Genomic DNA, 19,806 nt, shown 5'->3' with positions numbered 1-19,806 from the left:
TCGAGCGGATACGACACCGCCCGCGGGCAGTTCTCCTCTAGCGGGAGAACCACACGCGGGCGTGTGTGCGAGAAATCAGGATTCGGCAGCCTCGGTGGCGGCCTCTCCGGCGGCGGCCGGCTCAGCAGCGGCTTCCTCCTCGACGGGGATCAGGCTGATCTTGCCGCGGTTGTCGATGTCGGCGATCTCGACGCGGATCTTGGATCCAACGCTCACGACGTCCTCGACCTTGGCGATGCGCTTGCCGTTACCCAGCTTGCTGATGTGTACCAGACCGTCGCGGCCGGGCAGCAGGGAGACGAACGCCCCGAACGCCGTGGTCTTGACCACGGTGCCCAGGAACCGCTCGCCGACCTTGGGCAGCTGCGGATTCGCGATGGCGTTGATCTTGTCGATCGCAGCCTGCGCGGACGGGCCATCTGCGGCACCGACATAGACGGTGCCGTCATCCTCGATCGAGATGTTGGCGCCGGTCTCTTCGGTGATCGAATTGATCATCTTGCCCTTGGGGCCGATGACCTCACCGATCTTGTCCACGGGGACCTTGATGGTCGTGATACGCGGCGCGAACGCGCTCATCTCGTCGGGGGTGTCGATCGCCTCGGCCATGACTTCGAGAATCGTGGCGCGGGCGTCGTGCGCCTGCGAGAGCGCACCGGCAAGGACCTGCGACGGGATGCCGTCGAGCTTCGTGTCGAGCTGGAGCGCCGTGACGAAGTCCTTCGTACCCGCGACCTTGAAGTCCATGTCACCGAATGCGTCCTCGGCACCGAGGATGTCGGTGAGGGCGACGTACCGGGTCTCGCGGCTGCCGTCCTCGAGCTCGATCTCGTCGGAGACCAGACCCATCGCGATGCCTGCAACCGGCGCCTTGAGGGGCACACCTGCGTTGAGCAGCGACAGCGTCGATGCGCATACCGAGCCCATCGACGTAGAGCCGTTGGAGCTCAGGGCTTCGGACACCTGCCGGATCGCGTACGGGAACTCTTCCTGGCTCGGAAGCACCGGAATGAGGGCGCGCTCGGCAAGTGCGCCGTGGCCGATCTCGCGACGCTTCGGCGAACCGACCCGGCCGGTCTCACCGGTCGAGTACGGCGGGAAGTTGTAGTGGTGCATGTAGCGCTTGGTCGTCTCAGGACCGAGCGAGTCGACCTGCTGCGCCATCTTGACCATGTCGAGGGTGGTGACACCCATGATCTGGGTTTCGCCGCGCTCGAACAGTGCGGAACCGTGGGCGCGCGGAACGATGGCGACCTCGGCAGACAGCGCGCGAATGTCGGTGATGCCGCGGCCGTCGATGCGGAACTGATCGCGGAGGATGCGCTGGCGCACGAGTTTCTTGGTCAGCGAACGGAATGCTGCGCCGATCTCCTTCTCGCGACCTTCGAACGACGGTGCGACCTGCTCGAGGATCTCGACCTTGACCTCATCGGTGCGGTCGTCGCGCTCCTGCTTACCGGCGATCGTGAGAGCCTCGGCAAGCTTGGCGGACGCAGCGGCCTCGACCGCGGCGTACACGTCGTCCTGGTATGCGGGGTACAACGGGAAATCACCGGTCGGCTTCGCCGCGGCAGCGGCGAGCTGCTGCTGAGCAATACACAGGCGCGCGATGAACGGCTTCGCCGCTTCGAGCCCCGCGGCGACGACCGTCTCGGTGGGCGCCTGCGCGCCGCCCTCGACGAGTGCTATCACCTTGTCGGTGGCCTCCGCCTCGACCATCATGATGGCGACATCGGCGGAATCCGGGTTGTCCCCTCCGCCGACGATGCGGCCGGCGACGACCATGTCGAACACGGCGTTCTCGAGCTGCTCGACGGTCGGGAACGCCACCCACTGGCCGGCCTTGTTCTCCTCCGACGTGATGAGTGCGACGCGCACGCCACCGACCGGACCGGAGAACGGCAGACCCGCGATCTGAGTGGATGCCGAGGCCGCGTTGATCGCGACGACGTCGTAGAGGTCGTTCGGGTTCAGGCTCAGGACCGTGACCACGACCTGGATCTCGTTGCGCAGGCCGTCGACGAACGACGGACGCAGCGGCCGGTCGATGAGGCGGCAGGTGAGGATCGCGTCGGTCGAGGGGCGGCCCTCACGACGGAAGAACGAGCCGGGGATGCGGCCCGCTGCGTACATACGTTCTTCGACGTCCACCGTCAGCGGGAAGAAGTCGAAATGCTCCTTGGGCTGCTTCGAGGCGCTCGTGGCCGACAGCAGCATGGTTTCGTCGTCGAGGTATGCGACGACGGAGCCGGCGGCCTGCTGAGCAAGGCGTCCGGTCTCGAATCGAATGGTGCGGGTGCCGAAGGACCCGTTGTCGAGCGTGGCGACGGATTCGAATACGCCCTCGTCGACCTCGACTGCGGTGTTACTGGTCATCTGTGAAATCTTCTCTTCCCTCTTCGTCTTCGCCGTACCCACGCGGGCGCCGGGCCCCCTTGGCCACGGCTGCGCACCGACTCACGGAGGCGGTCGTCGATCGAAACCCGCCGGCACTTCTCGTGCGGCCGAAGGGTCACTACCGAAGACCGACACCGTCGGTGCGTACGGATCATCGCCGTCGGCGGCGATGTGCTGCGCCGGCAATTCCGGCGCATACACCGATAGCCAACGAGGCCCAGTCTAAGGGGTACCCCGTTGGCTATCGGAAAAGATCAGCGAATGCAGATCGTGTCGCTTCCGGACTGCGTCAGCGACGCAGGCCCAGACGCTGGATGAGCGCGCGGTAACGCGCGACGTCGACCTTCTCGACGTACTTGAGCAGACGGCGACGACGACCGACCAGCAGCAGCAGGCCGCGGCGGGAGTGGTGGTCGTGCTTGTGCTGCTTCAGGTGCTCGGTCAGATCGGTGATGCGCTTGGTGAGCATCGCCACCTGCGCCTCCGGCGAACCGGTGTCGGTCTCGTGGAGACCGTACTCGCCGAGGATCTGCTTCTTCTGCTCGGTGGTCAATGCCACTGTTCTACTCCTGATCACTGATGTCCGCGTGATGAACAACGGGCCGGAACCCGGTGGTGCGGCCGCCGCGAACCGCAGCACACACCGACGGACGAGATTACCAGATGTTCATCTGGTGCTTGACTGCCGGCCTACGCTTCGCCGGCCAGAAGGTCACGAGCTCGATCCGCGTCTCGATGCATCGCCGAGATGAGCGCCTCGACGGAATCGAACTTCTCCATGCCACGGAGCCGCTCGACGAAGTCGACAGCCACGTGCTGCCCGTAGAGATCGGCATCAGCATCGAGCACGAACGCCTCGACCGTGCGATTACGGCCCGAGAAGGTGGGATTCGTCCCCACCGACACCGCGGCACGGTAGCGCAGGCCGGCCTCGAGGCCGTCCACGGGAGATCCCGAATCGAGGACTGTGAACCATGCGGCGTAGACACCGTCCGCGGGGATGGCGGCATACATCGGGGGCGCGATGTTCGCCGTGGGGAACCCGAGCCCCCGGCCGCGTCCGTCGCCGTGCACAACGACACCCTCCACACGGTGAGGGCGGCCGAGCGCGTCGGTAGCGGCGGTCATGTCGCCCGCATCGACACACGAACGGATGTAGGTCGACGAGAACGTCACCGCATGTTCGGCGAGCAGGGTCTGCCCGTCCACCGCGAAACCGAATCGTTCGCCTATGCCACGGAGCATCTCCACGGTTCCCGCGGCCTTCTTGCCGAAGGTGAAATTCTCCCCCACGACCACCTCGGCGACATGCAACCGCTCGACGAGAATCTCTCGGGCGTAACGCTCGGGCGAGAGTTTCATGAACTCGGGGGTGAAGGGCATCACGCAGAACACGTCGACGCCGAGTTCTTCGGCGAGTTCGGCCCGCCGGGCCAAAGTGGTCAGCTGGGCCGGATGGCTCCCAGGACGAACCACTTCCATCGGGTGCGGGTCGAAGGTCATCAACACGCTGGCGATGCCCCGCTTCTTCGCTGATTTCACCGCACGGGTGATCAGTTGCTGGTGACCCCGATGCACGCCGTCGAACACGCCGATCGTGACCACGCACCGACCCCAGTCCGCAGGTATCTCGTCCAGACCTCGCCATCTCTGCACATCGGAAGCCTACGACCCCATGTACGGGCCGGCATCCTCGCCCTCGGCCCCGCTGGACAATCCGGAATGCGGTTCTGCATAATTTCGGGGTGCCGAACTTTTTGATGAGACCAACCAAATTACTGCTTGTAGTCAGCTCACTGATCGGGCTCACCGCATGTGGCACCGCGCAGACCGACGACCGCCCGCTCGTGCTGACCACGTTCACCGTGCTGGCCGATATGACCCGCACAGTCGCGGGCAACCACATACGGGTGGAGTCGATCACGAAGCCCGGCGCAGAAGTGCACGGCTACGAACCGACACCCGGCGACCTGAGGCATGCAACCGAGGCGGATCTCGTCCTCGACAACGGATTGGGTCTCGAACGCTGGTTCGAGCAGTTCCTCGCCGACACCGACGCCGCACATGTAGTGCTGACCGAGGGTATCGAGCCTCTGCCCATCGGCGACGCGCCCTCCACGCAACTCAACCCGCACGCGTGGATGTCACCGCTGACCGCACAGATCTACGTCGACAACATCGAGGCCGCGCTCAGCGACCTCGCTCCCGAGCACGCCGCGGATTTCGCGACCAACGCCGACGCATACCGGTCCGACCTCCAGGCCGTACACGACGAACTGATCACGACGCTGGCGGCCGTTCCCGAGCACCAACGAGCCTTGGTCACCTGCGAGGGTGCCTTCGGTTATCTCGTGCGCGACGCCGGAATGCGCGAGGCCTACCTGTGGCCGATCAACTCCGACCAGCAGGGCACCCCGCAACAGATCGCCCGCACAGTCGATTTCGTACGCGACAACGACATCCCTGCGGTGTTCTGCGAATCCACCGTCTCCGACAAGGCACAGAGGCAGGTCGCCGCCGATACCGGTGCCGCGTACGGAGGCACTCTCTACGTCGACTCGCTGTCCGAACCCGACGGCCCGGTACCCACCTATCTCGACCTGCTCCGCCACGACGTCGCAACCATCACGTCAGGACTGAACCCGTGACGCTCTCCGGCACCGCCCGACCCGACCGTGCCCGTCCCCCCGGACCCGCACTGCGCCTGGATCACGTGACAGTCCGGTACGACACCGTCGTCGCGCTCGACCGGGTGAGCCTCGAACTCGATCCCGGCAGAGTGTGCGGGCTCGTCGGTACCAACGGATCAGGCAAGTCCACCCTGTTCAAGACCGTGATCGGGCTCGTCAAACCTGACGAAGGCGAGGTCACCGTCGGCGGCATCGGAATCACCGCCGCACGAAAATCCGGCGCCGTGGCGTATGTCCCGCAAGCCGAGGGTGTCGACTGGGACTTCCCGATCGGGGTACGCGACGTCGTGATGACCGGACGCTACGGACACCAGGGGTGGATGCGCCGAGCACGGCGCGGCGACCACGAGGCGGTCACCGAGGCACTCGACCGTGTCGGCATGACCGCGTTCGCCCACCGTCAGATCGGCCAGCTGTCCGGGGGCCAACGCAAACGTGTGTTCGTCGCGCGGGCCATCGCACAGCGTGCGCCGCTGTTGCTCCTCGACGAACCTTTTGCCGGCGTCGACACAACCACCCAGGCCGCGCTGACCGACGTTTTCCGCGGCCTCGCCGCCGACGGGCACACGCTGCTCGTCGCCACCCACGACCTTGCAGGTCTGTCCCAGCTGTGCGACGAGGCGGTTCTGCTGCAGAAGCGGGTCGTCCTGCACAGCACGCCCGACGACGTACTGCGGCCGGAGAACCTTGCGCGGGCGTTCGGTGCGAGCACCGAACCACAGGAGGTGTCGTGATGCTCGATCTGATCCTCGAACCACTGCAGTACGGATTCATGCAACGCGCCCTCGTCGTCGCGGTCGTCGCAACCGCGGTGTGTGCACTGCTGAGTTGCTGGCTCGTGTTGATCGGCTGGTCCCTGATGGGCGATGCGGTCTCGCACGCGGTCCTGCCCGGCGTTGTCCTGGCCTACCTGGTGGGTGCGCCGTTCACCCTGGGCGCATTGTTGTTCGCAGGTCTCGCGGTAGCGCTGATCTGGTTGGTGCGTGGGACCACGAAGATCAAGGAGGACGCCGCGATCGGGACGGTCTTCACCACGCTGTTCGCTCTGGGCGTGGTCCTCATCTCGAAGAATCCCAGCCAGATCGACCTGCACCACGTGCTGTTCGGAAACCTGCTGGGACTCTCGCAATCCGACGTATGGCAGATCGCGGGGCTCGCCACCGCGGTGTTCGTGGTGCTCGTGGTCAAGCGTCGGGACCTGACCCTGTTCGCGTTCGACCGCGTCCACGCGCACGCACTCGGCATCTCCCCTGCCAAGCTGTCGGCGCTGCTACTGGCCTTGCTGGCGATCACGATCGTCAGTGCGGTGCAGGCCGTCGGCGTGATCCTCGTGGTCGCGATGCTCATCATTCCCGGTGCCACCGCGTACCTGCTGACCGACAGGATGTCTCGAATGCTGGTCATCGCGCCGATACTCGGCGCACTCGGTTCGGTGGCCGGTGTGTATACGAGCTACTACACCGATGCAGCGACCGGTGGCGTGGTGGTGCTCGCCCAGGCCACCCTGTTCACTGCCGCATACCTCTTCGCACCGCGACAAGGCCTGGTAACCACGGCACTGCGCCGCCGACCGTCCCGAGAAGGTGATTCTTCGCTGACGGTTACCTAAGCTGGTCACGTGCCTGAGACTCGTGAGCCCTCCGTGACCGACACGTTGTCCTCGGTTGCCCAGGACTACCTGAAGATCATCTGGACCATCCAGGAATGGTCGGGTGAGAAGGTGTCGACGAAGCTGCTTGCCGAGCGTCTCGGTGTCTCGGCGTCGACGGTGTCCGAAGCCGTCCGCAGACTCGCCGACCAGGGAATGGTCGACCACGCACGCTACGGGTCCATCTCGCTCACCGACAGCGGCCGCGACGCCGCCGTCGCCATGGTGCGCAGGCACCGCCTCATCGAGACGTTCCTCGTCCGCGAACTCGGTTACGGCTGGGACGAGGTGCACGACGAAGCCGAAGTTCTCGAGCACGCGGTCTCCGAGCGCATGATCGCCGCGATCGACGCGAAACTCGGCCACCCCGAACGCGACCCGCACGGTGATCCGATCCCCACTGCGGGAGGCTCGATTCCCGCGCCCCCCGCCCGCGCGCTCAGCGAGTTCGGCGACGGAGAAGGCGGACGTGTCGCCCGGATCTCCGACTCCGACCCCGCGATGCTGCGCTACTTCGACGAGGTCGGCATCGCTCTCGACACCGACATCCAGGTAGTCGAACGTCGCGACTTCGCCGGCACCGTCTCGGTGCGGATCGGGAGCCCGGACGGCACCCCGGTGGACCTCGGAAATCTTGCGGCCGAAGCTATCTGGCTCGTCTGATCCCGCCGGTCAGCAGTCGCGACGACGGAATGCCCACCAACCGGCGAGGACGGCTGTACCCGACCACAACGCTGTCACCACAAGTCCCGCCCACGGCCCCGGTGAACCGAGCGGATCCAGTACGAGCACCTGGCGCCCCGCGCGATCGGGCAGATAGTCGGCGACACCGCTGCTGCCTGCCACGTCGCCGAGAACGAACGACAGCAACAACACCAGCGGGACTAGGATGCCCAGTGTGGCTGCAGCACTTCGTAACAGAGTTGCCATTCCCGACGCGAACAGTGCCATCGCGGTCAGATAGACCGCGCACCCGAGAATTGCGCGTCCAGCAGCCACATCGGTCCATTCCATCCGGTGCTCACCGAGCAGAAGCTGACCACCGACGAAACACGCGAGGGCTGTCGCCAGGCCGACAACGAAGGTGAGACTCGCGACGACGCCGAGACCGGCGAGGTAGAACACACCGCGGCGGGGAACTGCGACGAGCCAGACTCTCGTGCCGTGGTTCTTGAACTGTGCTGCCGCGGCGAGGGCACCGAAGGTGATCGCGACCACCTGACCGAAGTTGACGCCGAAGAAGGAGATCAGCAACGGGTCGAAATCGGGTTCGCGCGCCTCCTCTCTGCCCAACGTTGCACTGCCGACCAGGGAAAATCCGACGGTGACGAGAAAAAGGAGCGCGAGCACCCCACCGAGTGACGGCAGGGACCGCGTCTTGATCCACTCCGAATGGAGTGCGGATGCGTACGACATGGCTAGGCCTCCTGGTGCGTCGTGCCGGACACGTGGGTCCTCGCGCTCGATGTCAAGGCAAGATAGGCCTCCTCGAGCGAGGCCTGTTGATCGGTGAGCTCGAGGACGGGGATGCCCGCGTCGGCGAGCCGCGCTCCGATCTCGTCGATCCGGCCGCCGCGGACCATCCATCTGCCGCGGTCGTCCTCGACGGCAGTGCATCCGGAGCGCGCGAGCACCTCGTCGGGGCGGGTGCCGTGGGGGGTGCGCAGGCGCACGGTCGATTCGGCATGAGCGCGGACGAATTCGTCCGTGGAAGCATCGGCGAGAATGCGTCCCGCGCCGAGAACCAGGAGGTGGTCTGCGTACGAGGCGATCTCGGACATCAGATGACTCGAGACGAGGACCGTGCGTCCCTCGCGGGCGAGCCTCGGCAACGCCTCCCTGATCCAGATGATGCCCTCCGGGTCCAGCCCGTTCGACGGCTCGTCCAGTATCAGTACCTGCGGGTCGCCGAGCAGCGCGGCGGCGATCCCGAGGCGCTGGCGCATTCCGAGCGAGAAGGACGAGACGCGTCGTCCCTCGACAGCGGACAGTCCGACCTCGTCGAGGACCACGCCGACACGGTCGGCCGGGAGCCGATTGCTCCTCGCGAGCGCCAGCAGGTGGTTCCGGGCGGTCCGCCCGGGGTGCGCGGCGTCCGCGTCGAGGAGGGCACCGGCCAGGGTCAGGGGTTGCCCGGATTCGGCGAAAGGCCTGCCGCCGATCATGGCAGTCCCGGTGGTCGGTCGGTCGAGGCCGAGGATGATGCGCATCGTGCTGGACTTTCCGGCACCGTTGGGACCGAGGAACCCCGTCACCACACCGGGACGCACAGTGAACGTCACGCCGTCGACCGCATGGATCGATCCGTATACCTTGGTGAGCTCGTGCACTTCGATTGTCGTCATGCGCTCAGCGTCATCCGAACCGGTCGCGTGATCTCCCCCCTCGGGTGGGATCCGTCTCCCCCATTTCGGGGAATCACCGGCGAACGCGCAGCTGGCACTATGAATACATGTTCCGCGAGATAGGCCGGCTCTTGACTCGTCCGGCGACCTACACCCGCGGGTTACATCTGTGCCTGCCGTTGACGTTCGCTGCGGTGTGGATCTTCATCGACGACGAACGGCCGTACATGCTCGCCTTGTTCGTCGTGCCAGTGGGGTTGCTCCCGGCGATGCGGCTCGCGGAAGGAGTCCAGGCACGACTGTTCCTCACTCCCGGTGAGAGAACCCGCGCTGATGGGCCGTCCATCGGCGCCACATCGTCGGCGAGTTGGTCCGACCGGTGGCGCACCGTGCTCTGGCTCGAGGTCAGGCTCGCGCTCAGCGCAATACTGTGCGCCGTGTGCGTGCCGATGATCATGCTGTGCGCGGATCTCGCCGGTGCAGCGATGGGAGGTGCACCGGGCGAGGACGCCCTCGTGAGGATCGAGCAACCTCAGTGGTGGTACGTCCTGCTGATCCCACTGCCCATCATGGTGATCTTCACGACGGTCCTCGGGCTCGGGGCTCTGGTCACCGCCCTTGCGCGCCGGTTGCTCGGCCCCTCCGCCGCAGATCGGATGCGGGTCCTGGAACAACGCACCGACCTTCTCCTCGAACACACCCGTCTCGCTCGCGAGCTGCACGATTCGATCGGTCATGCCCTCACCGTCGCGGTATTGCAGGCCGGCGCGGCCCGCGCCGCCGATGATCCCGAGTTCACCGCGCTGGCACTGCGCGCAATCGAAGAAACCGGACGCGACGCGCTCGACGACCTCGATCGGGTCCTTCTCGTGCTACGCGACTCCACGGGGCCAGGTGAGCGTCCGACCCTCGCCGACGCTTGTCGCCTTGTCGTGTCCGCACGATCGGCGGGCGCCGAAATCGACGTCTCGGTCGCCGGCCCCATCGATCGTGTACCCGGGCCACTTTCCCGGGAGGGCTACCGCATCCTGCAGGAATCGCTGACCAACGTGCTGCGTCATGCCGGTCCCGGGCCCGTCCTCGTCCGAGTTCAGGTGGATGCCGATCGACTCGAGTTGGCGGTGACGAGCGCATTACCTGTCGGCGCGCCGACCACCGGTCGTGGAAGCGGGTTGCGCGGCATTCACGAACGCGCAGAGCTACTCGGTGGCCACGCGGCGACCGGACCGGCCGACGGTGTCTGGCAGGTCCACGTCACGCTCCCGTTCGACGGAACGCAGTGATACGCATGACGATCACCGTGCTGCTCGTCGACGACGAACCACTCGCCCGCGCGGGACTGCGCGCGATCCTCGACGCGCAGCCCGACATCGAGGTCGTGGGCGAAGCCGGGGACGGCGCCGCGGTCGTCCCGCTCTTGCGGCAGTTACGTCCGACCGTGATCGCAATGGACGTGCGGATGCCGTTGATGGACGGGATCGACGCGACACGCGCGATCCTGCGGACCGTACCGTCACCGCCCAAGATCGTGATCGTGACGACCTTCGAGAACGACGAGTACGTCTACCGGGCTTTGCGGGCGGGCGCGGACGGATTCCTGCTCAAACGTGCCCGCCCCGCCGAGATCGCAAATGCTGTCCGCACCGTGGCCGAAGGCGATTCACTTCTGTATCCCGCTGCCGTCCGGACGCTCGCGTCAGGCCATGGCAACGCGCCCGCCCGCGAGCAACTCGATCGTGCTGCGCTCACCGAACGGGAGTCGACCGTGTTGCGGTTGATGACGCGCGGCCTGTCGAATGCCGAGATCGCCACGCACATGTTCGTTGGCGCCGAGACCGTCAAATCCCATGTCAGTGCCGTACTTTCGAAGCTCGGTGTGCGCGACCGAACCCAGGCGGTCATTGTGGCCTACGAATCGGGATTCGTCACGACCTGAGCGCACCTCAGATGTTGGACGGACGCACCACGAACACCGATGCCGCCCGCTTCCCCTTCTCCTGTAGTAACGACACCGCCCGCCCCTGCGGGTCGATCGCCGCATACACACCGGACATACCGATCGGGTCGAGCCAGCGGCCGTGCGAGAGCACCACGGCCTCGTCGGCCGTGACCGAACGGGTTTCGAACGCAGCCAGGATCGCCGCGTCGAGGTCGAGGCTCGGTGTCGGATCGTCCACCAATTGCTCGAGGGTGCGCGCATGCTCGAGACCGAACGGGCCGACCGTGGTACGCCGCAAGGCCGTGAGATGTCCCCCGACGCCAAGGGCCGCTCCCAGATCTCGCGCAAGAGCCCGGATGTAGGTCCCGGATGAACAGTCGACCTCGACGTCGAGGTCGACGAATCCTTCCTCGGTCGGGTCGTGGCGCGCGAGAACCTCGAACCGCGACACGGTGACCGGCCGCGCGGGGAGCTCCACCGCTTCACCCTCGCGCATCCGCGCGTACGCACGCTTACCGTCGATCTTGATCGCACTCACGCTCGCCGGGACCTGCTCGATGTCCCCGGTCAGCGCGGCAACCCCTGCAGTGATCCTGTCGTCGCTCACGGACGACGCGTCCATGGTCTCGAGCACTTCGCCCTCCGCGTCATCGGTCACGGTGCGCCGCCCCAGCCGGATCGTCGCGGCGTACGACTTGGTGGTCAACGCCAGCAACCCGAGTAACTTGGTGGCGCGTTCGACACCGAGCACCAGAACTCCGGTCGCCATCGGATCGAGGGTGCCTGCGTGGCCTACCTTGCGGGTCCCCAGCAGTTTCCGGCATCGGGCGACGACGTCATGGCTGGTCATGCCCGCCGGTTTGTCGACGATGAGCAAGCCGGCACGAGTGAGGGCGGGGTTGCCGAAAGCGGATTCGGTCATGGTTCAGCGCACCGTGATTGCGGTGAGCACCAGGCCGTCGGCGACAAGCCAGCGACCGTCGAATGCGGTCAGCGGCGCGCCGTCGCGGGTGTCGCCGGGAACCAGCAACTCCGACCGGAACGTGCCGGAGGTCGCACCGGAGTCGTCGCGTTCGAAGGTTATGTGGGCATCCTCGAATCCGAGCCAGCGACCGGTGAGCGGAAACCACGCCTTGTATGTGGCTTCTTTGGCGCAGAACAGCACCCGATCCCAGTGCACGTCGGTGTCGTCGGTCGACGCGAGCCATGTGCGTTCGACGTCGAGGCTGACTGCATCGAGGACACCGTCCGGGAGATGATCGTGCGGTTCCGCGTCGATTCCGAGCGAACGCACCTGCAGCGAGTAGCCGAGGACGGCACCGCGATAGCCGTCGCAGTGCGTGAGACTACCGACGACTCCGCGAGGCCAGATCGGTGCGCCCATGTCCCCCTTGAGAATCGGCGCCGGCTCCACACCCAGGCGACCCATCGCCTGACGTGCGCAGTGCCGAGCACCGATGAACTCGCGGCGACGCTTCTCGACAGACCTGGCGATGAGGGCTTCCTCCTGAGGGTGAGCTGCGAGGCCCGGCGGGTCGGAGAACAGTTCCGCGGCTGCGACGCCGTCGGGAACGATCCGTTCGATCAAACCGTCTCGTGCACCGACCATGGGGTTCGTCGCCGGTTCCGTCACCGTAGTTCCTTCTCTCGTTGAGCCCGAAACTTCTCGGCTTCGGCTTCCATCTCGGGAGTCACCGTGAAATGACCGCCCCACTTGTTGAGCGTGCCCGCCGGGTAGTCCGGGACGGGCAGGATCTGGCGCAGCACGTTGTCGGGGAGGCCACGTCGTTGCCATTCGCGTGGGTATCCGACCGATACCTCCTCGAAGCGCACCCCGTCGTAATACGTGGTACGCGGGATGTGGAGATGCCCATACACACTGCACAACGCCCGGTACCGCAAGTGCCAGTCGGCGGTCTCGGTGGTGCCGCACCACAGTGCGAACTCAGGATAGAACAGCATTCGAGTGGGTTCGCGCACGAGCGGGAAGTGATTGATCAACACGGTCGGCAACTCAGGATCGAGCGCGTCGAGCCGAGTCCTCGTCTGCTCGATCCGTGCACGGCACCACGTGTCGCGGGTGATGTACGGGTCGGGCTTCAGCAGGAACTCGTCGGTCGCGACCACGTTCCGCTCGCGCGCCAAAGCCAGGCCATCAGCCTTCGTGGTGGTGCCGTCCGGCAGGAACGAATAGTCGTACAGCAGGAACATGGGAACGAGCACGACCGGACCGCCCTCGCCCTCCCAGACCTGGTACGGGTCTTCTGGAGTGATCACGCCGAGTTCGCGGCACATGGTCACGAGATAGTCGTAGCGAGCCACCCCGTGCATTTGCACGGGATCTTTCGCGGTGGTCCACAGTTCGTGGTTGCCGGGAACCCAGATCACCTTCGCGAAGCGATCGCTGAGCAGCTTCAGTGCCCAGCGGATATCGTCGGTCTTCTCCGAGACATCACCTGCGACGATGAGCCAGTCGTCGGGTGATTCGGGAAACAGGTCTTCGGTGACAGGCCGATTTCCCCGGTGTGCCACATGGATGTCACTGACCGCCCACAACTTCGCTGCCACGGTTTCTATCCTCCCGTTCCGTCGCCTGCGTGGACCTGTCGGTCCGCGCCCGTCACTACCCAGCGCCCCGACAGAGTGCGCCACACGACGGCAATCATCCGAAACACGATGAACACCGTAAGCCCCGTCCAGATTCCCGCGAGGCCCCAGTCGAAGGCGAGCGAGCACCAGATCAGAGGGAGGAATCCCAGCAATGCGGCGGCAAGTGTCGCGGTACGAAGGAATGCGGCGTCGCCTGCACCGAGTAGTACTCCGTCGAGCGCGAATACGACCCCGGCCAGCGGGATGATCGCGACGAAGAACCACCATGCGATCTCGATCTGATCGAGTACCGCGGCGTCTGCAGTGAACAGACCGGGGAGCAGCGTCCGCCCCGCAAGGAAGAGCACGGCCAGAGCCATTGCGAACAGGGCGGACCACGCCGTCACTCGCCAGGCAATCCGAGTTGCACCGCGGGTGTCCTTGGCACCGAGTGCGGCCCCGACGAGTGCCTGTGCGGCGATGGCAAGTGAGTCGAGGGCGAGCGTGACGAAGTTCCACAACTGCAGGACCACCTGGTGCCCCGCGACCGCAGCGGCACCGAACCGCGCTGCGACCGCGGCTGCCGACAGGAAGCACGCCTGGAACGCCAGGCTCCGGGCGATGAGGTCGCGACCGAGTTGCAACTGGGCGACGATCACAGCACGGCGCGGCCGGCGCGACACCCCTGAACGCACCAGCGCCACCACGAACAGCGTTGCCGCAACGAACTGCCCCACAACGTTGGCAACCGCGGAGCCGACGAGCTCCCAACGTGGAGCACCGAGCAGACCGTGGACCAGAATCGGACACAATGCCGCCGAGAGCCCCAATCCCAGCACCACATACCGCAAGGGCCGCGCGGTGTCCTGCACACCTCGCATCCACCCGTTACCCGCCAGGCTGATGAGGATCAGTGGTGCACCGAACAGCGCGACACGCAGCCAGGACACCGCGGCAGCCGCGATCTCCTCGTCACCGGCGATCAGGCTCGCGACCGGGGCGGCAAGCAACTGGCCGACCACGACGATCACGGCACCGACACAGACCGCGAGCCAGGTGGCCTGGATCCCTTCCGTGACGGCGTCGTCGCGCCGACCGGCACCGTGGAACCGCGCCGCCCGGGCTGTCGTCCCGTACGACAGGAAGGTCAACTGCGTCGTGACCTGGGCAAGAACGAGACCACCGATCGCCAGTCCGGCGAGCGGAAGTGCACCGAGTCGTCCCACGACCGCGATGTCGAACAGCAGGTAGAGGGGCTCTGCCGCCAGCACTCCGAGCGCGGGCAGCGCGAGTCCGAGGATCCGCCGCCCGGAGACGTCGCGTGGGGTCGTGGATTCGACCGACGCCATCACCCGAGCGCAGCGCGAAGGGCAGCGACGATCTCCTCGGAGTCGCCGAGTGCGGTGTACCCGGACGCAAATCGATGTCCGCCGCCTCCGAGGGTGGTCGCCACGAGTGAGACGTCCACATCGCGCTTGGAACGCAACGAGACCGTCCATTCCTGCGGACCGACTTCCTTGAACACCGCCGCAACCTCTGCTTCCAGCGTGGTGCGCACGATGTCGATGACGCTTTCGATCTCTTCGGCGCCGAGATGGGAAGAGTCCGCACGACGCACCAGGGCGTACACCAGTCCTCGATCGTTCGCGGCCTCGGGTATCAGGGTCGCGGACGACAGGACCGACGACAGCATCGGCAACCAGCCGAACGGGTGGGTGTCGAGAAGCGTACGGGTGATGTTCGCACCGTCGATCCCGGTCGCGAGCAGGCGCTCCGCAAGCGAGTGCGTACCCGGGCGCACCCATCGGAAGGATCCGGTGTCGGTGGCGAGACCAGCGAACAGGCAGTGGGCGATATCCGCGTCGATCTCGACGCACCACGCGTCGAATATGTCAGCGAGGACTGCCGCGGTGGCCTCGGCGTCCGCATCGATGAGGTTGTGGGTCCCGAATCGGGTGTTCGATCGGTGGTGATCGATGACCAGCGAGTTCCGAGCACCCTCGAGACGGGTCCGCAAGCTGCCGAGACGACCGGCCGTGCCGCAGTCCACGGCAACGAGCAGGTCTACCTCGTCCCGGACTTGCTCCGCGGCGACGACGAGATGGACGCCCGGCAGGCTTCGCATCGATTTGGGTACCGTGTCCGGCGCCGCAAACGCCACCTGCACGGGAACTCCTCGTCGCTCGAGTGCGAGGCCGAGGGCCAGCCCGCTACCGAGAGTGTCGGCGTCGGGTTGGACGTGGCACAGCACAGTCACTGTCTGCGCAGCAGAGAGCAACGCGACGGCACCGTCGAGATCGACTGCGCCGCCGGGGGCGGTCGACGTTTCGAAGTCGGGCATGGGGCCGCTATTCGTCGTCGTCACGTTCGCGAGGTTCCTTGTACGGGTCGGAGTCACCGGCCGGTACCGCTCCCTCTCGTGCCCGTGCCACTTCGTCGTCCGCCGCACGCGCCCGCGCGAGGAGTTCTTCCATGTGACGGGCGGTATCCGGCACGGTGTCGGTGGCGAACGTCAGTGTCGGGGTGAACCGGACACCGGTTGCCGCACCGACCTTCGATCGGAGGATCCCCTTGGCCTTCTCGAGCCCTGCGGCTGCCGACTCGAGGTCCGGCTCGGTATTCAGATCGGCGCCGCGCACGGTGTAGTAGACCGTCGCGTCATGCAGATCGGGCGTGACCTTCGCGTCGGTGATGGTGATGAATTCGAGCCGTGGATCCTTGATCTCATGGTCGATCGCGGTAGCCACGATAGTGGAGATGCGCTTCGCAAGGCGACGCGCGCGTGCTGGATCGGCCATGTCGTTCGTTCCTCCTCGGTCGCCGGTCTCCGGCGACCACTCTCTGTGTTGTTTCGGACCGTCAGTCTTCCGGACCGAACACTCTTCGTCTGGTGGAAAGCAACTCCAGTTCCGGGCGATCCGCGGCGAGACGCTCACACTTGTCGAGTATCTCCCGTACGTGCGCAAGATCGGGTGCGGCCACCGCCACACCGAGTTTCGTTCGTCGATGCAGATCTTGGTCGCCGGTCTCCGATGCAGATACACCCAGGCGACGCAACTCGGCGAGCACCGGCTTGATCAACGATCGCTTGCCCTTGAGCGAATGGACGTCACCCAGGAGAATGTCCAGTTCGAGCGCTCCCAGATACATCGTCGACCTTCCCCGTCGGATGCTGATCTCTCGACACGCCCGTGGCGGCGGACGACATGGTCGTCCACCGCCACCGGCCGAGATATGTCAGTCGCGCGGCTTCTCGCGCAACTCGTAGGCCTCGATCACGTCGCCGACCTTGATGTCGGAGTAGGTGATCGTCAGACCACATTCGTAGCCCTCACGCACCTCTACGACGTCGTCCTTCTCACGCCGCAGCGAGGAGATCGTGACGGTCTCCGCAACCACGTTGTTGTCGCGGAGCAGACGTGCCTTGGCGTTGCGCTTGACAATCCCCGACTGCACGAGGCAACCGGCGATGTTGCCGACCTTCGACGACTTGAAGATCGCGCGGATCTCAGCGCGGCCGAGCTCGACCTCCTCGTAGATCGGCTTGAGCATGCCCTTGAGAGCCTTCTCCACCTCGTCGATCGCCTGGTAGATGATCGAGTAGTAGCGGATATCGACGCCCTCGCGGTTCGCCAGCTCCGTCGCCTTGCCCTCGGCGCGGACATTGAAGCCGATGATCACGGCGTTCGATGCGGACGCCAGGTTGACGTTGGTCTCGGTGACGCCACCGACACCGCGGTCGATGACCCGCAGGCGCACCTCGTCGTCGATCTGGATACCCATGAGGGCCTCTTCGAGGGCCTCGACGGTACCGGAGTTGTCGCCCTTGAGGATGAGGTTGAGCTCGTTGTGCTCCTTGAGAGCGGCGTCGAGATCTTCGAGGCTGATCCGCTTGCGGCTCCTGGCGGCCAGCGCATTGCGCTTGCGCGCATTGCGCCGGTCGGCGATCTGCCGGGCGATGCGGTCCTCGTCGACGACGACGAGATTGTCGCCGGCGCCGGGCACGGACGTGAAGCCGATGACCTGAACCGGACGCGACGGGAACGCTTCGAGGACGTCCTCACCGTGCTCGTCGACCATGCGACGAACGCGGCCGTACGCATCGCCGGCAACGATGGAGTCGCCGACCCGCAGGGTGCCGCGCTGAACGAGCACCGTCGCGACCGGACCGCGACCGCGGTCGAGGTGGGCCTCGATGGCGACGCCCTGCGCCTCCATGTCGGGATTCGCCCGCAGATCGAGAGACGCGTCTGCGGTGAGCAGCACGGCCTCGAGCAGCTGGTCGATGTTGAGACCCTGCTTGGCGGAGATGTCGACGAACATGGTGTCGCCGCCGTACTCCTCGGTGACCAGCCCGTACTCGGTGAGCTGCTGACGGATCTTCTGAGGGTTCGCACCCTCCTTGTCGATCTTGTTGACCGCGACCACGATCGGCACGTCGGCCGCCTGGGCGTGGTTGATCGCCTCGACCGTCTGCGGCATGACACCGTCGTCGGCTGCGACCACGAGAATCGCGATGTCCGTCGACTTGGCGCCGCGGGCACGCATGGCGGTGAACGCTTCGTGGCCCGGCGTGTCGATGAACGTGATCAGGCGGTCTTCACCGTTGAGGTGCGTCATGACCTGGTAGGCACCGATGTGCTGCGTGATGCCACCGGCCTCGCCCTCGCCGACGTTCTCCTTACGGATCGTGTCGAGCAGTCGGGTCTTACCGTGGTCGACGTGGCCCATGACGGTGACCACCGGCGGACGCTGCTGAAGGTCCTCCTCGCCGCCCTCGTCCTGGCCGTACTGGATGTCGAACGACTCGAGCAGTTCGCGGTCCTCGTCCTCGGGCGAGACGACCTGCACGACATAGTTCATCTCCGAGCCGAGCAGCTCGAGGGTCTCGTCGTTCACCGACTGAGTGGCGGTGACCATCTCGCCGAGGTTGAACAACGCCTGCACGAGTGCTGCCGGATTCGCATCGATCTTCTCCGCGAAGTCGGACAACGATGCTCCGCGGGCGAGACGAATGGTCTCACCGCTGCCGCGCGGCAACCGCACGCCGCCGACAGCGGGCGCCTGCATGGAATCGTATTCCTGCCGCTTCTGCCGCTTCGACTTGCGGCCACGACGCGGAGCGCCACCTGGACGACCGAACGCACCGGCTGCACCGCCGCGTCCGCGGCCACCGCCGCCACCGCCACCGGGACGACCGCGGAAGCCACCGGGAGCACCTGCACCGGCGCCCGCGCCGCCGCCTGCGCCACCACCGGCACCGCCACCGCGGTAGCCGCCGCCACCACCGCCGGGACGACCCCCGGGCGCGCCGCCCGGACGACCCGGACGACCGGAAGCAGCCGGGCGTGCAGCACGCTGCGGCATCGCACCCGGGTTCGGACGGGGAGGCATGGAGCCGGGGGACGGACGAGGTCCACCCTGTCCGGGAGCCGGACGGGGACCGCCCTGACCCGGTGCCGGACGCTGGCCACCGGCCGCTGGACGTCCCTGACCGGGAGTCGGACGGGGGCCACCCTGGCCGGGAGTCGGACGAGGTCCGCCAGGACCCGGACGGGGGCCTGCGGGACGCGGAGCGGGCCGCTCTGCAGGAGCAGACGAGTACGGGTTGTTACCGACGCGCGGGGACTTCGGACCCGGACGCGGAGCGGGCTTGGGACCCGGCGTCGCAGGCTTCGGTGCCGGCGTTGGAGCGGGAGCCTGCCCTTCCGCCGGTGCAGCGCTCTTCGCGGCCGGAGCCGGAGCCGGAGGCGCGGGTGCCGGAGCTGCAGGCTTGGGGGCGCCGGGCTTCGGGCGTGCCGAAGGGGTCGGCGCCGCGGGGGTTTCCTTCGCCGCTGCTTCCTGTGCCGGAGCCGCAGGCGCGGGAGCCGGGGCTGCAGGCGTCGGCGCTGCCGGGCGTGGTCCCGGGCGCGGTGCGCCGGGACGGGGGCCGGGGGTGGGTGCGGCCTTTGCGGCCGGCGCGTCGGTGCTCTGCGCCTTGCCGAACGACTCGCGAAGACGGCGGGCCACGGGGGGCTCCACCGTCGAGGACGCTGATTTCACGAACTCGCCTTGCTCCTTGAGCTTTGCGAGTAGTTCCTTACTTGTGACACCGAGTTCTTTTGCCAACTCGTGCACGCGGGCCTTGCCTGCCACTGCTCTCCTCACTGATGAGGTCGAGCGGCCAATGCCCGCACGACCTCGGGTTATCTCCGATGG

General features: G+C 66.4%; 19 protein-coding genes. 6 read left to right on the top strand and 13 right to left on the bottom strand.

Translation table 11 applies throughout. The features are described 5' to 3' along the window. Positions 1–75: 75 nt before the first annotated feature. From ACTDXD_RS22245 to ACTDXD_RS22235, 3 genes are all read right to left on the bottom strand, one after another. Positions 76–2,376 (bottom strand): polyribonucleotide nucleotidyltransferase, encoded by a 2,301-nt coding sequence (locus tag ACTDXD_RS22245; RefSeq protein ID WP_440124374.1) that lies wholly within the window; start codon positions 2,374–2,376, stop codon positions 76–78. Positions 2,377–2,686: 310 nt separating this feature from the next. Beyond that, a complete protein-coding gene (gene rpsO / locus ACTDXD_RS22240) occupies positions 2,687–2,956 on the bottom strand; it encodes a 30S ribosomal protein S15 (protein WP_054806682.1) in 270 nt (89 codons plus the stop codon). Between the two features lie 131 nt (positions 2,957–3,087). Further along, positions 3,088–4,053: a bifunctional riboflavin kinase/FAD synthetase gene (locus tag ACTDXD_RS22235; protein ID WP_440124373.1), complete on the bottom strand. Its 966-nt coding sequence runs from the start codon at positions 4,051–4,053 to the stop codon at positions 3,088–3,090. A gap of 104 nt (positions 4,054–4,157) precedes the next feature. Here ACTDXD_RS22235 and ACTDXD_RS22230 point away from each other — a divergent pair, with 104 nt between their 5' ends. The 4 genes from ACTDXD_RS22230 to ACTDXD_RS22215 are packed head-to-tail and all read left to right on the top strand — an operon-like array spanning position 4,158 to position 7,398. Then, the gene (locus ACTDXD_RS22230) at positions 4,158–5,045 is read left to right on the top strand and encodes a metal ABC transporter substrate-binding protein (RefSeq protein WP_440124372.1); all 888 of its coding nucleotides are present in this window, start codon (positions 4,158–4,160) and stop codon (positions 5,043–5,045) included. Then, positions 5,042–5,821 carry a metal ABC transporter ATP-binding protein gene (locus ACTDXD_RS22225; RefSeq protein ID WP_440124371.1) on the top strand — a complete coding sequence of 260 codons (780 nt, stop codon included), beginning with the start codon at positions 5,042–5,044 and terminating at the stop codon, positions 5,819–5,821. The genes ACTDXD_RS22230 and ACTDXD_RS22225 overlap by 4 nt, the downstream gene beginning before the upstream one ends. Beyond that, positions 5,821–6,696, top strand: coding sequence for a metal ABC transporter permease (locus ACTDXD_RS22220; protein WP_440127752.1), 876 nt, complete (start codon positions 5,821–5,823; stop codon positions 6,694–6,696). The genes ACTDXD_RS22225 and ACTDXD_RS22220 overlap by 1 nt, the downstream gene beginning before the upstream one ends. A gap of 9 nt (positions 6,697–6,705) precedes the next feature. Continuing rightward, positions 6,706–7,398, top strand: a complete 693-nt coding sequence (locus ACTDXD_RS22215) for a metal-dependent transcriptional regulator (RefSeq protein WP_440124370.1) — start codon at positions 6,706–6,708, stop codon at positions 7,396–7,398. 9 nt (positions 7,399–7,407) lie between these two features. On the opposite strand, the gene ACTDXD_RS22210 is transcribed toward ACTDXD_RS22215, so the two are convergent. Together ACTDXD_RS22210 and ACTDXD_RS22205 are read right to left on the bottom strand one after the other, a co-directional pair. Next, positions 7,408–8,151, bottom strand: coding sequence for a hypothetical protein (locus ACTDXD_RS22210; RefSeq protein ID WP_440124369.1), 744 nt, complete (start codon positions 8,149–8,151; stop codon positions 7,408–7,410). Between the two features lie 2 nt (positions 8,152–8,153). After that, positions 8,154–9,080 (bottom strand): ABC transporter ATP-binding protein, encoded by a 927-nt coding sequence (locus ACTDXD_RS22205; protein ID WP_440124368.1) that lies wholly within the window; start codon positions 9,078–9,080, stop codon positions 8,154–8,156. A 107-nt stretch (positions 9,081–9,187) separates the two neighbouring features. Here ACTDXD_RS22205 and ACTDXD_RS22200 point away from each other — a divergent pair, with 107 nt between their 5' ends. Next, complete coding sequence (locus ACTDXD_RS22200) at positions 9,188–10,363, top strand: sensor histidine kinase (RefSeq protein ID WP_440124367.1); 1,176 nt, start codon at positions 9,188–9,190, stop codon at positions 10,361–10,363. A 5-nt stretch (positions 10,364–10,368) separates the two neighbouring features. Continuing rightward, positions 10,369–11,016 carry a response regulator transcription factor gene (locus ACTDXD_RS22195; protein WP_440124366.1) on the top strand — a complete coding sequence of 216 codons (648 nt, stop codon included), beginning with the start codon at positions 10,369–10,371 and terminating at the stop codon, positions 11,014–11,016. A gap of 7 nt (positions 11,017–11,023) precedes the next feature. On the opposite strand, the gene truB is transcribed toward ACTDXD_RS22195, so the two are convergent. From truB to infB, 8 genes are all read right to left on the bottom strand, one after another. Continuing rightward, on the bottom strand, positions 11,024–11,941 hold the full coding sequence (truB, locus tag ACTDXD_RS22190; RefSeq protein WP_440124365.1) for a tRNA pseudouridine(55) synthase TruB: 918 nt from the start codon (positions 11,939–11,941) through the stop codon (positions 11,024–11,026). A 3-nt stretch (positions 11,942–11,944) separates the two neighbouring features. After that, on the bottom strand, positions 11,945–12,607 hold the full coding sequence (npt, locus tag ACTDXD_RS22185) for a 4'-phosphopantetheinyl transferase Npt (RefSeq protein ID WP_440127751.1): 663 nt from the start codon (positions 12,605–12,607) through the stop codon (positions 11,945–11,947). A gap of 41 nt (positions 12,608–12,648) precedes the next feature. Continuing rightward, the gene (locus ACTDXD_RS22180; protein ID WP_440124364.1) at positions 12,649–13,587 is read right to left on the bottom strand and encodes a metallophosphoesterase family protein; all 939 of its coding nucleotides are present in this window, start codon (positions 13,585–13,587) and stop codon (positions 12,649–12,651) included. A gap of 5 nt (positions 13,588–13,592) precedes the next feature. After that, positions 13,593–14,957 carry an MATE family efflux transporter gene (locus ACTDXD_RS22175; RefSeq protein ID WP_440124363.1) on the bottom strand — a complete coding sequence of 455 codons (1,365 nt, stop codon included), beginning with the start codon at positions 14,955–14,957 and terminating at the stop codon, positions 13,593–13,595. Next, positions 14,957–15,949: a DHH family phosphoesterase gene (locus ACTDXD_RS22170; RefSeq protein ID WP_440127750.1), complete on the bottom strand. Its 993-nt coding sequence runs from the start codon at positions 15,947–15,949 to the stop codon at positions 14,957–14,959. Before ACTDXD_RS22170 ends, ACTDXD_RS22175 begins: the two co-directional genes overlap by 1 nt. A 7-nt stretch (positions 15,950–15,956) precedes the next feature. Then, positions 15,957–16,406 (bottom strand): 30S ribosome-binding factor RbfA, encoded by a 450-nt coding sequence (rbfA, locus tag ACTDXD_RS22165; protein ID WP_169688723.1) that lies wholly within the window; start codon positions 16,404–16,406, stop codon positions 15,957–15,959. 61 nt (positions 16,407–16,467) lie between these two features. Next, positions 16,468–16,758, bottom strand: coding sequence for a DUF503 domain-containing protein (locus ACTDXD_RS22160; RefSeq protein ID WP_169688722.1), 291 nt, complete (start codon positions 16,756–16,758; stop codon positions 16,468–16,470). An 87-nt stretch (positions 16,759–16,845) separates the two neighbouring features. Next, positions 16,846–19,743, bottom strand: a complete 2,898-nt coding sequence (gene infB / locus ACTDXD_RS22155; RefSeq protein WP_440124362.1) for a translation initiation factor IF-2 — start codon at positions 19,741–19,743, stop codon at positions 16,846–16,848. Positions 19,744–19,806: the final 63 nt, after the last annotated feature.

The organism is Rhodococcus sp. SJ-3 (assembly GCF_051918125.1).
In the GTDB taxonomy this organism is placed as follows: domain Bacteria; phylum Actinomycetota; class Actinomycetes; order Mycobacteriales; family Mycobacteriaceae; genus Rhodococcus.
The sequence above is the reverse complement of the archived record's forward strand: the minus strand, read 5'-3'. Positions and strand labels throughout refer to the sequence as shown.